12 protein-coding genes are annotated in these 14344 nt (G+C 70.3%); 8 read left to right on the forward strand and 4 right to left on the reverse strand.

What is annotated here, in order from left to right:
- Window positions 1-90: 90 nt before the first annotated feature.
- On the reverse strand, window positions 91-2910 hold the full coding sequence (locus ITI46_RS28490) for a penicillin acylase family protein (RefSeq protein ID WP_209242792.1): 2820 nt from the start codon (window positions 2908-2910) through the stop codon (window positions 91-93).
- Between the two features lie 379 nt (window positions 2911-3289).
- Between ITI46_RS28490 and ITI46_RS28495 the strand changes: the two genes are divergently transcribed.
- The 6 genes from ITI46_RS28495 to mscL all read left to right on the forward strand — a co-directional run bounded on the left by ITI46_RS28495 (window position 3290) and on the right by mscL (window position 9382).
- A complete protein-coding gene (locus ITI46_RS28495) occupies window positions 3290-4798 on the forward strand; it encodes a potassium/proton antiporter (RefSeq protein WP_209242802.1) in 1509 nt (502 codons plus the stop codon).
- Window positions 4799-5293: 495 nt separating this feature from the next.
- The gene (locus ITI46_RS28500) at window positions 5294-6574 is read left to right on the forward strand and encodes an MFS transporter (protein ID WP_209242803.1); all 1281 of its coding nucleotides are present in this window, start codon (window positions 5294-5296) and stop codon (window positions 6572-6574) included.
- Window positions 6575-6641: 67 nt separating this feature from the next.
- Window positions 6642-7001 (forward strand): FmdB family zinc ribbon protein, encoded by a 360-nt coding sequence (locus ITI46_RS28505; RefSeq protein WP_209242793.1) that lies wholly within the window; start codon window positions 6642-6644, stop codon window positions 6999-7001.
- 79 nt (window positions 7002-7080) lie between these two features.
- Window positions 7081-7917, forward strand: a complete 837-nt coding sequence (locus tag ITI46_RS28510; protein ID WP_209242794.1) for an S-methyl-5'-thioadenosine phosphorylase — start codon at window positions 7081-7083, stop codon at window positions 7915-7917.
- A gap of 172 nt (window positions 7918-8089) precedes the next feature.
- Window positions 8090-8653, forward strand: coding sequence for a hypothetical protein (locus tag ITI46_RS28515; RefSeq protein ID WP_209242795.1), 564 nt, complete (start codon window positions 8090-8092; stop codon window positions 8651-8653).
- Window positions 8654-8890: 237 nt separating this feature from the next.
- The gene (gene mscL / locus ITI46_RS28520; RefSeq protein ID WP_247746740.1) at window positions 8891-9382 is read left to right on the forward strand and encodes a large conductance mechanosensitive channel protein MscL; all 492 of its coding nucleotides are present in this window, start codon (window positions 8891-8893) and stop codon (window positions 9380-9382) included.
- A gap of 166 nt (window positions 9383-9548) precedes the next feature.
- Here mscL and ITI46_RS28525 read toward each other — a convergent pair whose 3' ends face one another.
- Window positions 9549-9749: a hypothetical protein gene (locus ITI46_RS28525; protein WP_209242797.1), complete on the reverse strand. Its 201-nt coding sequence runs from the start codon at window positions 9747-9749 to the stop codon at window positions 9549-9551.
- Window positions 9750-9796: 47 nt separating this feature from the next.
- Here ITI46_RS28525 and ITI46_RS28530 point away from each other — a divergent pair, with 47 nt between their 5' ends.
- The gene (locus tag ITI46_RS28530) at window positions 9797-10954 is read left to right on the forward strand and encodes a P1 family peptidase (RefSeq protein WP_209242798.1); all 1158 of its coding nucleotides are present in this window, start codon (window positions 9797-9799) and stop codon (window positions 10952-10954) included.
- Window positions 10955-10985: 31 nt separating this feature from the next.
- Window positions 10986-11171 (forward strand): hypothetical protein, encoded by a 186-nt coding sequence (locus tag ITI46_RS28535; protein WP_209242799.1) that lies wholly within the window; start codon window positions 10986-10988, stop codon window positions 11169-11171.
- A 79-nt stretch (window positions 11172-11250) separates the two neighbouring features.
- Here the strand turns inward: ITI46_RS28535 and ITI46_RS28540 are convergent, their stop codons facing one another.
- Together ITI46_RS28540 and pfkB are read right to left on the reverse strand one after the other, a co-directional pair.
- A complete protein-coding gene (locus tag ITI46_RS28540) occupies window positions 11251-13338 on the reverse strand; it encodes a fructose-specific PTS transporter subunit EIIC (RefSeq protein WP_209242800.1) in 2088 nt (695 codons plus the stop codon).
- Window positions 13335-14303: a 1-phosphofructokinase gene (pfkB, locus tag ITI46_RS28545; protein ID WP_209242801.1), complete on the reverse strand. Its 969-nt coding sequence runs from the start codon at window positions 14301-14303 to the stop codon at window positions 13335-13337. The genes ITI46_RS28540 and pfkB overlap by 4 nt, the downstream gene beginning before the upstream one ends.
- Window positions 14304-14344 lie beyond the last annotated feature (41 nt).

Genomic DNA, 14344 nt, shown 5'->3' on the forward strand with positions numbered 1-14344 from the left:
GCGGGAACCGGGGGCGGGCCGGGGTGGGAACGCGCCGCGGGCCCGCCTCACGCCCGCCGGTCCGCCCCCACCCCGGGCCTTCCACCGGCGTCAGGGTGTGAGGGCCATCTGGTCGTCGGTTGCCTTGTTGACCGCCTTCTCGCTGTAGGGCCACTTCAGGAACTCGCCCCTGGCCCACTTGTCGGTCTGGTCGGTGTAGTGCGCGTTGTAGGCGTGCCCGGACGCTCCGGTGAGGTTGATCCACCGGGAGTTGTCCATGTCGCTCATGTCGACGACCATCCGCATCGACGGCACCCAGGTCACGTCGTACCCGCCTGCCGCGTTCCAGCCGGTGGCGTTGACGGCCGCCTCGCCGCCGCCGAGGTCCCAGGGGCCGCGGTTGAGGAGCCACTGCATGAAGCCCGGCCCTTCGGTGCCGATGGTCTGGTTCTTGAGCATCAACCGGTGCAGCCTGCCCCAGCTCCAGGTGTTGATGTCCTTGCCGAGCTTGGAGGTGAGCTCCCAGCGCGCGTCCTTCATGGCGTGCGCCAGCAGGTCGTCGCGGTTCTTGTCGCCCTTGTGGGTGGAGGTGTCGCGGGTCTTCCACCACTGGCTGTCGGGCTGCTTGAGCAGCTTGCGTACAACTTCGAACCAGCGGTCGCCGCCGTCGGGCTGCGCGTCCTCGGGCGACCGCTGTCCGCACTCGCGCACCAGTCGCTGGTTGCCGCTCAGGTCGTCGACAGGACCGGAGTCGTCGGAGGGCGCGACGTACAGGCAGTCGCCCTTGACCCGCAGCTCCTTGGGGAGCTTGTCGCCGAAGGCGAGCTTGAGGAGGTTGCGCCAGACTGCGTTGAAGTAGGCAGCGGGCGCCGAGTCGGAGTCCTGGGTATAGTCCCAGCCCTCCAGCAGCTTCTGCGCGTTGCGTACGTACTTGTCGTCGACCTCGATCTTCAGCAGATAGGGAACCAGCAGCTTGGCGATCTCGCTGCTGTTGTCCATCTGCATCGTCTCCATGTCGTCCATGGAGATCTTCCCGCCGTCCTTGATCTTCGACTGGATGAGGTCGTTGATCCGCTGACTGCGCGCTCCGTAGCCCCAGTCGTCGGTGAGCAGGTAGGGGTACTTCTCGCGGTCCACGACGGCCTGGTTGGCGGTCACGATGTAGCCGCGCTTCGGGTTGTACTCCCAGGGGAGAGCACGCTGGGGGATGTAGCTCTTCCACCGGTAGCCGGGATCCCAGCCGGGTGCCGGGTAGCGTCCGTCGCCCTTGCCCCGCTCCGGGATACGGCCGGGTGCCTGGTAGCCGATGTTGCCCTTGGTGTCGGCGTAGATGAGGTTCTGCGAGGGCACGGCGAACTCGCGGGCGGCCGCCCGGAAGTCGGAGAAGTCCGAGGCACGGTTGAGCTTGAAGACCGCGTCCATGGTCTTGGAGGGCTCCAGCGCGGTCCACCGGAGGGAGACCGCGTAGCCGTCACCGCGGTCGGGTGCGGCGTTGCCGACCGGGGATTTGTCGCCGACCTTGCGCAGTTCCTTGTCGCGGTCGGAGATGATCGGCCCGTTGTTGGTCTCGCGCACGGTGATGGTGCGGTCCTTGCCGCCGGCGACCTTGATGGTCTCCTCGCGGGTGCGGTAGGGGACTTCCTTGCCGTCGTAGAGGTAGCGCCCGTCGCTGACCTTCTCCAGGTAGAGGTCGGTCACATCGGCGCCGAGGTTGGTCATGCCCCAGGAGATCTTCTGGTTGTGGCCGATGACGACGCCGGGCATCCCGGAGAAGGTGAAGCCGGAGACGTCGTAGGGGCAGGACTTGTCGACCGAACGGCAGTGCAGACCCATCTGGTACCAGACAGACGGCAGTTGCGGAGCCAGGTGCGGGTCGTTGGCCAGCATGGGCTTGCCGGTGGTCGTGTACTTCCCGGAGACCACCCAGGAGTTGGAGCCGATGCCGCTGCCGTTCGGTCCGAGTAGCCCGGGGATCTTGTCCAGCTTCTTGGCCACGGTGCCCATCTGCGTACTGGCCCCCTGAGCCGCCTCACCGGCTCCCTGAGCGCCGTTCGCACCCTCGGAGGCGCCGGGAGTCGTCCCGCCCGCTCCGGAGCCCGCAGCGGGCTGCTCACCGCCCGCGTCCTGCTGCCCGGTACCGGCACCCTCCGAACCGTCCGGCGAACCGCCCTGGTCCGCCTCGGACTTGGGGTCGAACTTCTTGGTGGTGGGGTCGACCGAGCCCTTGTCGACGATCGGCTTGTTCCTGTCGGACGGGTAGTCCGGATACAGCTCCTCGATCTGGTCCTTGTCCAGGCGGCTGGTCATCAGCGCCCGGTCGGTCTCGTCCGACAGGTTGCCGCGCAGGTCCCAGGCCATCGCCTTGAGCCAGGCGACCGAGTCCACGGGGGTCCAGTCGGCGGGCTGGTAGTCCTTGCCCGCGAGGTCCAGGGCCGCGTACTCGACGGAGAGCGCCGAGCCCTTGTGGTCCTTCAGGTAGGCGTTGACACCCGCCGAGTAGGCCCTGAGGAAGTCCTTGGTCTCGGCCGGGAGTTGTGCGTACTCCTTCTCGGCCACCTTGCGCCAGCCCAGGGTGCGCAGGAACGCGTCCGTCTTCACCTGACCGGCACCGAACATCTCCGAGAGCCGCCCGGCGGTCATGTGGCGGCGTACGTCCATCTCCCAGAAGCGGTCCTGCGCCTGGACGTATCCCTGGGCCCGGAAGAGGTCTTCGGAGGTGTCGGCGTAGATCTGCGGAATGCCGCTGCTGTCCCGCTTCACGCTCACCGGCGCGGCCAGCCCCTTGAGTTTGAGGGTGCCGGTCGTCTGCGGGAAGGAGTCCCGGACGGTGCTGATGCCCCAATAGGTGCCACCGCCGATGCCTGCCACGAGCAGCAGCACGACGACGATCACGATGAGGCGGGCGCGTCGCGAGGTCTTCTTGGCGGGCATCGCTGTCCTTCGAGGGGCAGGGTGGACCTTGACTGAGAGGACCGGACGAGCGCGGTCCGTACGGAGCAACCATAGGCCGAGCCCCGACGCGCCCGGACAGCGAGTCACCCCCTACGAATTCTCCCGGGGGCATATTCAAGCAATGGTAAATTGTTAGCTACCCAAACGAACTAGCCGCTGCCGGACAACTGCCCGGGAGCCGCACCCCGCCATGCCCGGGGCGTTAAGAACGCGTCAGGAAACCGTCAGGAGGTCGTAAGAACCACCGCCCGCAGCCACTCGCCCCTTCAAGAACCCGCGCCCCGACGCCGATTCCCCGCGCTCGGGGCACCCGACTCGTGCACTCAAGGAGAGAGCCCCGGCCAGAGAGGACCGTGCCCTGACCGTCCACAGCCTCAACCAGCTCCTGCTCTTCAGCGCCCTCGTCCTGCTCATCGCCGTCGTGGCGGTCCGCCTCTCCTCGCGCAGCGGGCTCCCCAGCCTGCTCGTCTACCTGGGGATAGGCATCGCCATAGGGCAGGACGGCATCGGCTTCCGCTTCTCGGACGCCGCACTGACCCAAGTCCTCGGATACGCGGCCCTGGTCGTGATCCTCGCCGAGGGCGGACTCGGCACGAAGTGGCGCGACATCCGGCCCGCCATCCCCGCCGCCGCCGTGCTGTCGACGTTCGGCGTGGCCATCAGCGTGACTGTCACGGCACTGGCCGCGCACTATCTGGTCGGACTCGACTGGCAGGCATCGCTCCTCATGGGTGCCGTGGTCTCCTCCACTGACGCCGCAGCAGTCTTCTCAGTCCTGCGCAGGGTGCCGCTGCCCAAGCGGCTCAGCGGAGTACTGGAGGCCGAGTCCGGGTTCAACGACGCGCCTGTCGTCCTGCTGGTCGTCACCTTCTCCTCGCTGGGGGAGCAGCACCACGCCTGGTACTTCCTGCTGGGTGAGATCCTTCTCGAGCTCGCCATCGGACTGGTGGTCGGCCTGGTGGTCGGCAAGCTCGGCGAGCTCGGGATGCGCCATGTGGCGCTGCCCGCCTCCGGGCTGTACCCGATCGCCGTGCTGGCGTTGTGCTTCCTGGCCTACGCCGGAGGCGCGCTGGTGCACGGTTCCGGGTTCTTGGCCGTCTATGTGGCCGCGCTGATCCTGGGCAACGGCAAACTGCCGCACCGTCCCGCCGTACGGGGCTTCGCCGACGGGGTGGCCTGGATGGCGCAGATCGGCCTCTTCGTCCTGCTGGGCCTTCTGGTGACCCCGCACAACCTGTGGAAGGACTTCTGGCCCGGCATGCTGATCGGGCTGGCCCTCACTCTGGTCGCCCGCCCGCTGTCGGTGTTCCTGTGTCTGGACCGCTTCCGTATGCCCTGGCAGGACAAAACGCTGCTCTCCTGGGCCGGACTGCGGGGCGCGGTCCCCATTGTGCTGGCGACCATCCCGATGGTGGCCGAGGTCGAGGGCAGCCAGCGCATCTTCAACATCGTCTTCGTACTGGTCGTCGTCTTCACCGTGCTCCAGGGGCCCACCCTCCCCTGGCTGGCGCGCAAGCTGCGGCTGGACGAGAGGGACGAGGCGGCGGACCTGGACATCGAATCCGCGCCACTGGAGCGGCTGCGCGGACATCTGCTGTCCGTGGCCATCCCGCCGTCGTCCCGGATGCACGGCGTGGAGATCACCGAACTGCGCCTACCTGCGGGCGCGGCGGTCACCCTGGTCGTACGCGACGACGCGAGTTTCGTACCGCTGCCCTCCACGGTGCTGCGGCACGGCGACGAGCTACTGGTCGTCACGACCGACCAGGTGCGCGACGCGGCCGAACGGCGACTGCTGTCGGTCAGCCGCGGCGGCAAGCTCGCAGGCTGGCTGGGCTCCGGAGGGAGCACCGCAGTGCGCAGGTGACTGCTGGGCGGTGGCTGCCGAGGCCGTGCGGCGGGTGGGCCAGGACTGGCCCGGTTGCCGCCGGGCCTTGGGGCACGTTTTACGAAAAACCGCCTCTGACCGTTATCCTCAGGGCGGAAAGATTCACCCCGACTCTGCCTGACGCAGAGCTGGCGCGACCGCTCGGCGGCCACGGTCCGGAAGGCCCACCCCCTGCACCGGACCGGGTATCTACCCCGGTCCTGCGCAAGAGGACAGCTCTCGGCGCGACACCCTGAACGCGCTACCAGGCGGCAGAAAGGCCCGGCCGTGGAATCCCCGGCCACCGAGAACGACCAGGCACAGACCGACAACGCACAGACTGACAACGCACGGACCGACGGGGCGCAGACAGACGGAGCCCCGGCCGATGAGGCGCAGACCGGCGGGGCACGCGAGAACTGGCGGTCCAGGCGCTCCTCCGCGCATCCCCGAGGGCCCGGACGTCCCGGAGCCGGACGGCCCGGATACGGACAGCTGTTGCGCACCGAGGGAGCCTGGTCCTTCCTGCTGCCGGGCTTCCTGGCCCGCCAGCCCTACGCGATGCTGACCATCAGCATCGTCCTGCTGGTCCAGCACACCACCGGATCGTTCGGGCTGGCCGGTGCCGTGTCCGCGACTGCGGGCATCTCCATGGCCCTCATCGCGCCCCAGAGCGGCAGGCTCGCCGACCGGTTCGGTCAGGGCGCCGTTCTCGTGCCCCAGGTCTTCCTGCACGCCCTCACGGTGGGGGCGCTGATCTCCGCCGCTCTCCTGGACGCACCGTTGTGGGCGCTGTTCGCCACAGCGGTGCCGGCCGGCGCCACCGCTCCGCAGATCAGCCCCATGGTGCGGGCCCGGTGGGCGGCACGGCTGCAGGGGTCACCACTGATGACGACGGCAGCGGCCTTCGAGTCGGTGACGGACGAGTTCACCTTCGTGGTCGGCCCGGTGCTCGCCACGGCGCTGTGCACCGGGGTGCACCCGGCCGCTGGTCTCGCCGCAGAGGCGGGCGTCTCGCTGGTGGGTGGTCTGGTCTTCGCCGCGCAGCGCCGTACGCAGCCCACACCGGTCCGCCGTGCCGCGGCAGGTTCGGGCGGGCGGGACGAGGCCACTGGCCGGGCCCCGCAGCATGCGGACCCGGCGACGTCCGCGCTGGCCGTCCCCGGGGCACGTGTGCTCGTCGCAGCAGTGCTCGGGATCGGGATGGTCTTCGGCGGCATGCAGGTCTCGCTCACCGCGTTCACCGAGTCGATCGGCCGGCCGGGCATCAACGGCGTCATGTACGGCGTTTTCGCGGCGGGCAACATGCTGGCGGCCGTCGCCGTGGGTGCCATCCGGTGGAAGCGCGGCCCGCAGGCCCGGCTGCTCACCGCGTACCCGGGGCTGGTGGCCGCCGCCGCACTGATGGCGCTCACGGCGCAGTTGGGACCGTGGGCGGTGCTGCTGGGCGCCCTGGGGATGCTGGTCGGGCTGTGTGTCGCCCCGTGCATGATCACTTGCTTCACGCTGATCGAGACGCTGGTGCCGGCGGGCGCCCGTACCGAAGCATTCACCTGGCTGACGGGCGCCGTCGCGCTTGGCCAGGCCGCCGGCTCCACAGTGGCAGGCCAGCTCGCGGACCACTCGGGAGCCGGTGCCGGTTTCCTCACCCCGCTGGCCGGTACGGGCTTGGCCCTGCTGGTGCTCCTGACCTTCCGGAAGGCGCTGCACCCCGCACACGGCGGGCTGGTCGCCGCACGTGGGCTGGGTCACCGAACGGCGGTCCCAGTGGACTGACGCGCGGGAATGCTGCACTATGGAGCGTTGTTAGCACTCAACAAGTGAGAGTGCCAGGAGGAAGAACGTGCCGACCTACCAGTACCAGTGCACCGAGTGCGGCGAGGGCCTCGAGGTGGTGCAGAAGTTCACGGACGACTCGCTGACCGAGTGCCCCAACTGCCAGGGCCACCTCAAGAAGGTCTTCTCGGCGGTCGGCATCGTCTTCAAGGGCTCCGGCTTCTACCGCAACGACAGCCGCAGTTCCTCGTCGAGCAGCAGCACCGCTTCCAAGGGTTCCTCCTCGGACTCGTCCGCCAAGAACGGCGGTTCCAAGGACTCGTCCTCCAGCTCGGACTCGTCGTCTTCCAGCTCGTCCTCCTCGGAGTCGAAGTCCTCCGGCAAGAGCGACAGCAAGTCCACTGCGAAGGCGGGCACTTCGGCCTGAGCCGCCGCTGTGCGGGCCTGATGACAGGCCCGCTCACTCCCCCTGCCCAGCGCCCCGCGTACGCCCTTAGGGTGACCGCATGAGCGAACAGGCAGAGATCGGTGTCATCGGCGGTTCCGGCTTCTACTCCTTCCTCGACGATGTGACCGAGGTCACCCTCGAGACGCCCTACGGGCCGCCGAGCGATTCGCTCTTCCTGGGAGAGACCGGCGGCCGCCGGGTGGCCTTCCTCCCGCGCCACGGCCGCGGCCACCACCTGCCGCCGAACCGCATCAACTACCGCGCCAACCTCTGGGCGCTGCGCTCGGTGGGCGTACGGCAGGTCATCGCGCCCTGCGCGGTCGGCGGTCTCCAGCCGCAGTACGGCCCTGGCACGCTCGTGGTCCCGGACCAGCTGGTGGACCGTACGAAGTCGCGGCAGCAGACCTTCTTCGACGGCGAGCCCCTGGCCGACGGCACCATCCCGCAGGTCATCCACGTCGCCTTCGCCGACCCGTACTGCGAGGCCGGCCGGCAGGCATCGCTGCGGGCTGCCCGTGGCCAGGGCTGGCAGGTCGTCGACGGCGGCACGATGTGCGTCGTCGAGGGCCCGCGCTTCTCGACCCGGGCCGAGTCCCGCTGGCATGCGGCACAGGGCTGGGCCGTGGTGGGCATGACGGGGCACCCCGAGGCGATCCTCGCCCGCGAGCTGGAGCTGTGCTATTCCTCGCTGGCCCTGGTCACCGACCTGGACGCGGGCGCGGAGGCCGGTGACGGCGTCTCCCACGAGGAGGTGCTGCGCGTTTTCGGCGAGAACATCGGGCGGCTGCGCGAGGTGCTTTTCGACGCGGTACGCGAACTGCCCGCAGCCGACGAGCGCAAGTGCGAGTGCGGGGCCGCGTTGGGCGGGCTGGAGCCCGGGATCACGCTGCCCTGACCGGGCTTTCGCCCTCCAGATAACCCACCAGGGTGACGGAGTTGTCCACAACTCCCCGGTAATCCACAGGATTTCGACGCTTTCAGCGGGATTCCGCCGAGTGGTCCACCGTGGTCACCGAGGCGCCGTGACCAGGCGGTGCTCCTCTCTGTGATGGCTGGTGGTGAGCGTCGTGCCCCGAACCCGGAACCCGGTTCCCGAGCACCCCCCTCCGCGTACGCGGCTGGGCGCCCCCGTTCCTGATTTCCCGCCCGTGCGTGCGGGCCGGGGCACCCGTCGGCTGCGGCGCGGACCGGGGCGCCGCAGGGCCCTCGCCGCCGCGCTGGCGGTCTCCGCCGCGGGCCTCGCCGTCGCAGCCCCAGGGGGCGGTGCGGCAGACGACGGCGGCAGCGGTGGACCGGACGGCCCCGGCGGTCGGCGAGGCGCTGAGAGATCCGTCACGGAGCGGGGCGCACAGACGGCGCCGGTCTCCGCGCCTGTACGGATCGCAGACCCGGCAACGGTCCGGCTGCTGCATCCCGGCGACAGGATCGATGTGCTGGCGAGCGCCTCCAAGAGCGCTTCCGCCCGGGTCGTGGCGACAAATGTCCGAGTGGCTCATGTGCCCAAGTACGGCGACACTGTCTCGGGCGGCGGAGCCGAGGGCGCGCTGATCGTTGTCGTCGTGCCCCGGCGCACAGCGGCAGCACTGGCGGGCGCCGCGGCGAAGTCCCGGTTGGCGGTGACGCTGTGCTGAGCCGTCTTCTGCCTCCGCCTCGCCGGGCGCGTCTGCGTCGCATGCGCATGAACGACGGCGTGCGGGGGCAGGTGAGCCGCCGGTCCTGTCCGTGGGCGCTGTCCGCAGTGCCGTGTGCCCTCGGTCTCCCGCTCGCAGTCAGCATCGTCACATGGTTCTGGAAGAGGAAGTCCGTTGAGCAACGACGCACCCGCACCCGAGAAGAAGGGTGTCCTGGCCGGCTTCAAGGAATTCCTGATGCGCGGCAACGTGGTCGAACTGGCCGTTGCCGTGGTCGTCGGAGCGGCCTTCAGCAAGATCGTCGATGCCGTCGTCAACGGCTTCATCAACCCGCTGGTCGGCGCCATCGGGACCAAGGACCTGGACAAGTACCGCTTCTGCTTCAAGGGCCCCTGCGAGTACAGCCCCACGGGCGAGGTGCAGGAAGGCGTCGCGGTCCACTGGGGCCCGGTGCTCAGCGCCACGCTGACCTTCCTGATCACGGCGGCGGTCGTCTACTTCCTGATGATCCTGCCGATGAACAAGTTCAAGGAGCGCCAGCAGGCCAAGGCCGGCCCGGTGGAGGTACCCAAAACCGAGGTCGAGCTGCTGACGGAGATCCGCGACGTGCTGCTGGCACAGCACACTGGCCAGGACGGCTCCCCCGCCTCCCAGGGCGCCTCAGGTTCTGCCGGTCCGGACGGCTCGGTGGGGCCGCAGCGCGACGGTGGTATCAGTACGCACAAGTAGTACGACCGTCCGGAGCGGCCGTACAGCCCTCCCGTCCGGCCGACTGTGCCCGCCCAGGTGACGGCGACGGCACCTGGGCGGATGGCTCGAACACACGGCGCACGCAGCAGGCGTCCCACAGCTGGACGCGAGGGTGGTGCGATGTGCCTGGCTTGCTGGGCCCGGCTCAGAGGTGGTGGGGTGGCTTCTCGTCGAGGAAGCGCGCAAGGTCGGCGTCCGTTCCCCCGGAAGCGCCGCCTGCCCCCTCGCCCCAGCCCCGGTCGGTGTCGTCGGAGGACGGGCGGCTCAGCGGGTCGTCGAAGACCAGCGAGCCCGCCGCGTCTCGCGGCGTGTCCGGCCGGGGGGAGGAGTGCGGTTCGACGCTCATGGCTCAAGCGTACGGCCGTCACAAGCGCCTGCTGGTATTGATGCTCCATGGACACTCACGACCCCCAGGGGCAGGGGCCACACCTCGCGCAGGAGCCGCCGCCAGGTACGCAGGACGCGCTGACCGACGTGCCCGGCCTGCGCGTGGGCCACGCGCAGCGGACCGAGGACGGCTGGCTGACCGGTACGACCGTGGTGCTGGCTCCGCGGGAGGGCGCGGTCGCGGGAGTGGACGCCCGGGGCGGGGCCCCGGGAACGCGCGAGACGGACGCCCTGGACCCGCGGAACCTGGTCGAACACATCCACGCCGTCGTCCTCACCGGAGGCAGCGCGTTCGGCCTGGACGCCGCCTCGGGCGTGATGGGCTGGCTGGAGGAGCAGGGCCGCGGCGTACCCGTCGGTCCGGACCCCTCGCAGGTGGTCCCGGTGGTCCCGGCAGCGGTGATCTTCGACCTGGGGCGCGGGGGGTCCTGGAGGGCGCGGCCGGACGCGGAGCTGGGCCGGCAGGCGGTGGAGGCGGCGGCCCGGACGGAGCCGGGGTCTCCGGTTGCGGAAGGCAGTGTCGGGGCGGGAACGGGAGCCGTCGTCGGGGGCCTCAAAGGCGGAATAGGCACGGCGAGCACCCGGCTGGCGTCGGGAGTGACGGTCGGCGCGCTGGTCGTCCTCAATGCGGCAGGTTCGGCGACGGATCCGGGCACCGGCGTCCTCTACGGCGAACTGACCGACGGCCTGCCGCACATCCCGACCGAGGACGAGCACGCCGAGGCCGAGATGCTGCGCTCGGAAGCGGAGGAGGAGACGGCCAGACGCGCCGCGGGAACGCTGCGACCCGCCCTGAACACCACGCTGGTGGTCCTGGGTACGGATGCGAGTCTCAGCCGCCCACAGGCACAGCGGCTGGCGGGCAGCGCCCACGACGGGCTGGCCAGAGCGGTGCGTCCGGCACATCTCATGCACGACGGCGACACAGCCTTCGCACTGGCCGTGAACGCCCGCGAGCTGCGGGACGGCGAGTTCAACGAGGTGCTGGCAGCGGGCGCCGACGTGGTGACCCGGGCCGTGGTGAAGGCGGTACGAGCCGCGGATGGCGTGGACGGACCTGGCGGGGTCTTCCCCTCTTACACCGACCTCTATGGTCCGGCCCTGTCCGGATCGGACGAGAACAGCTCCCCGGAGGAGGACCGGGCGCCCGGCACCGGAGCCTGAGGGAGCGGTGGCGCAGGGAGCCCGCGGGAGCGTGGCATGCGGACCCGGCGGAGGCACGGAGCCCGCAGCCGACGGACACGCGGCCCCCGAGGCCCGCAGGCTCACGGAGGGCGACGTCGACGGGCGTACGAAGCCCGAGGCCGACCGGCGCACGGAGTGCGCCGCCGCCGGGCGCGCCGGGGTGGAGGCCGACGGGGCCTCGGCGTCGTGCGGCTGAGGTGGCGTCGGCCGGGGTGGCCCCGGCGACGGACCGCGGAACGGTACCGCCGCCGGGTGGGCCGTCGGACGGGATCAGCTCAGACGCTCGCCGGCACGCGGGCCTTGGCGCTGTCCTGCGCCGGGGTGCTCTCCGCCTTGGGGGCCTGCTTACGGGCGCCCTTGAGGAGGAGAGTCGTGCCGGCCGTGACGACGGTTCCGGCCGCGATCGCGACGAGGTAGAGCAGCGGGGAGCCGATCAGCGGTACGACGAAGATGCCGCCGTGCGGCGCCCGCAGCGTGCTCCCGAACGCCATCGAGAGCGCGCCGGTGACCGCTCCGCCCGCCATCGAGGCGGGGATCACCCGCAGCGGGTCGGCGGCTGCAAACGGAATCGCTCCCTCGCTGATGAAGGAGGCACCGAGCACCCAGGCGGCCTTGCCGTTCTCCCGTTCGGTCTTGGTGAACAGGCTGCCCCGCACGGTCGTTGCGAGCGCCATGCCCAAAGGCGGCACCATTCCGGCTGCCATGGCGGCGGCCATCACCATCAGGCTGCCGTTGCCGGGGTCGGCGCTGGCGATGCCGCCGGTGGCGAAGGTGTAGGCGACCTTGTTGACCGGCCCGCCCAGGTCGAAGCACATCATCAGGCCGATGAGCAGCCCGAGCAGGATGGCGTTGGTTCCGGTGAGCCCGCTGAGCCAGTCGGTCATGGCCTTCTGCGCGGTGGCGATCGGCTTTCCGACGACGACGAACATCAGCGCGCCGACGATTGCCGACGAGATCAGCGGGATGACGACGACCGGCATGATGCCGCGCAGCACGGCCGGGATGTTGACCTTCTGGATGGCCATCACGAGGCCGCCGGCGAGGAGACCTGCCACCAGACCGCCGAGGAAGCCCGCCCCGATCTGGACGGCGACGGCACCGCCGACGAAACCGGGCACGAGGCCGGGCCGGTCAGCCATGCCGTAGGCGATGTATCCGGCGAGGACAGGCACCAGGAAGCCGAAGGCGAGCCCGCCGACCTGGTTGAGCAGGGCGGCCCAGCTGTGGGCCTCCGTCCACACGAAGTGGTCGGCGACGGACTTGGCGTCGGCGATCTCGTACCCGCCGATGGCGAACGAGAGGGCGATCAGCAGACCGCCCGCTGCGACGAAGGGGACCATGTAGCTGACACCGGTCATCAGCCAGGTGCGCAGCCGGGTTCCGAACCCGTCTCCTTCCGCAGCGCCTTCGTCCATGGGAGCGGTGGCAGCGGGCTTGAGCCCGGTTTCACCGCGTGCGGCCTTGCTGCGCGCTTCCTCGATGAGTTCGGCGGGCCGGTTGATGGCGGCCTTGACCCCGACGTCGACGGTGGGCTTCCCGGCGAAGCGCTCGCGCTCCCGTACTTCGACATCGTGGGCGAAGATCACGGCGTCGGCGGCGGCGATGACGGAGGAGTCGAGCCGCTGGAAACCGGCGGACCCCTGGGTCTCGACCGTGATCAGCGTGTCGGCCGGGCTTTCTTCAGCCGCTCTCTCCAGCGATTCAGCGGCCATGTAGGTGTGGGCGATACCGGTGGGGCAGGAAGTGACGGCCACGATCCGGAACGGCTCGGAAGCCGCCGCCCCGTCACCCCGGGTGCCGGGCTCCGGTGGCTGCGGATCCGCCGCTCCACGCGCCGACTCGTCGGTGGCCTCGTCCGACGCCTCGCTCGGGGCCTCGCTCGGTACCTCCGGCTGCTCGGCCGGCGAGGGAGCCGCCGGGGTGGCGTCCCCGCGTATGAGCGCACTGGCTCGTTCCGGGTCCGTCACGGAGCGGAGGGCGTCGGTGAACTCGGGGTCGGCCAGGTGGCGGGCGAGCGAGGACAGGATGGTCAGGTGGTCGCTGTCCGCGCCATCGGGGGCCGCGATCAGGAAGACGAGGTCTGCCGGGCCATCGGTGGCACCGAAGTCGATCGGCGACCGTGGGCGGCCGAAGGCCAGTGTGGGTTCGGTGACATGAGTGCTGCGGCAGTGGGGTATGCCGATGCCTCCTTCGAGGCCCGTCGGCATCTGCGCCTCGCGGGCCGCGACATCGGCGAGGAACCCTTCGAGGTCGGTGACTCGGCCCAGCGACACCATCCGCTCCGCGAGCGAACGGGCGGCCTCGGACTTGGTGGTTGCGGACAGATCGAGATCGACAAGCTCCGCTGTTATCAACTGGTTCATTGGACGACTCCGTTGACGTCGGGGAGAAGGGGGAGGTCCAGGGGGACGTCGGTGGTCACGGTGACCGATTCCGGGCGGATGTCGTCCGGAGTGGGCATTTGGCTACCGGGCAACTGGACTGCGGCCGCACCGTGCGCCACGGCTGAGACCAGTGCTTGGGCGCGAGCGCCGCCGGCGGTCAGGAAGCCCGCCAGCGAGGCGTCGCCAGCGCCAACATCGCTGCGGACGGTGGCGACGGGAGCGGTCGCGAAGTAAGTGCCAGTGGCATCCACGAGGAGCTGTCCCGTGGCGCCGAGGCTGGCCAGCACCGCTCCCGCGCCTGCCGCCCGTACTTCATCGGCTGCCTTGACAGCGTCTCCGACCGTGGTGAGGGGACGGCCGACAGCTTCGGCGAGCTCGTCGACGTTGGGCTTGACCACGTCGGGCTGTGCGGGGAGGGCGGCTGCGAGAGCAGGCCCCGAGGTGTCGAGTGCGACGCGGACACCGTTCTCGCGGGCCCGGGAGACGACCGCGGCGTACCACTCGTGGGAGAGACCGCGCGGAAGGCTGCCACAGCACACGAGCCAGCGCGCCCGGCTCCTGGCGGCTTCGGCGGCCAGCTTGTCCAGGAGGGCCTGGGACTCGGTGGCGCCGATGTCGGGCCCGGCGGCATTGATCTTGGTCAGGGTGCCGTCCGGTTCGGCGAGGGAGATGTTAACGCGGGTCGAGCCCTGCACCGGTACGCCGGCGACCGCGATACCCAGGTCGCTGAGAAGCTGCGAAAGGAGGGCACCTTCAGGGCCGCCGACAGGGAGGACCGCGACTGTGGGGTGCCCTGCCGCGGCCACCGCGCGAGAGACGTTGACGCCCTTGCCGCCCGGGTCGACACGGTCGGCACCGGCCCGCAGCACGGCACCGCGGTCAAGGGCCGCTATCTCGTACGTGCGATCCAGGCTGGGATTGGGGGTGACGGTCAGGACGGTCATAGGAGGTCCAGAGGGTCGTGGTGGTGCGGGGGGAGGGGGCG

Origin of the sequence: Streptomyces oryzae (assembly GCF_017676365.1) — a bacterium.
Classification (GTDB): domain Bacteria; phylum Actinomycetota; class Actinomycetes; order Streptomycetales; family Streptomycetaceae; genus Streptomyces; species Streptomyces oryzae.

Excerpts from the sequence above, each read along its gene's own strand:
- mscL (WP_247746740.1), top strand. The coding sequence starts at position 8,891 with ATGCGCGGCAACGTGGTCGAACTGGCCGTTGCCGTGGTCGTCGGAGCG.
- ITI46_RS28510 (WP_209242794.1), top strand. The coding sequence starts at position 7,081 with ATGAGCGAACAGGCAGAGATCGGTGTCATCGGCGGTTCCGGCTTCTAC.
- pfkB (WP_209242801.1), bottom strand. The coding sequence starts at position 14,303 with ATGACCGTCCTGACCGTCACCCCCAATCCCAGCCTGGATCGCACGTAC.
- ITI46_RS28530 (WP_209242798.1), top strand. The coding sequence starts at position 9,797 with ATGGACACTCACGACCCCCAGGGGCAGGGGCCACACCTCGCGCAGGAG.
- ITI46_RS28525 (WP_209242797.1), bottom strand. The coding sequence starts at position 9,749 with ATGAGCGTCGAACCGCACTCCTCCCCCCGGCCGGACACGCCGCGAGAC.
- ITI46_RS28540 (WP_209242800.1), bottom strand. The coding sequence starts at position 13,338 with ATGAACCAGTTGATAACAGCGGAGCTTGTCGATCTCGATCTGTCCGCA.
- ITI46_RS28490 (WP_209242792.1), bottom strand. The coding sequence starts at position 2,910 with ATGCCCGCCAAGAAGACCTCGCGACGCGCCCGCCTCATCGTGATCGTC.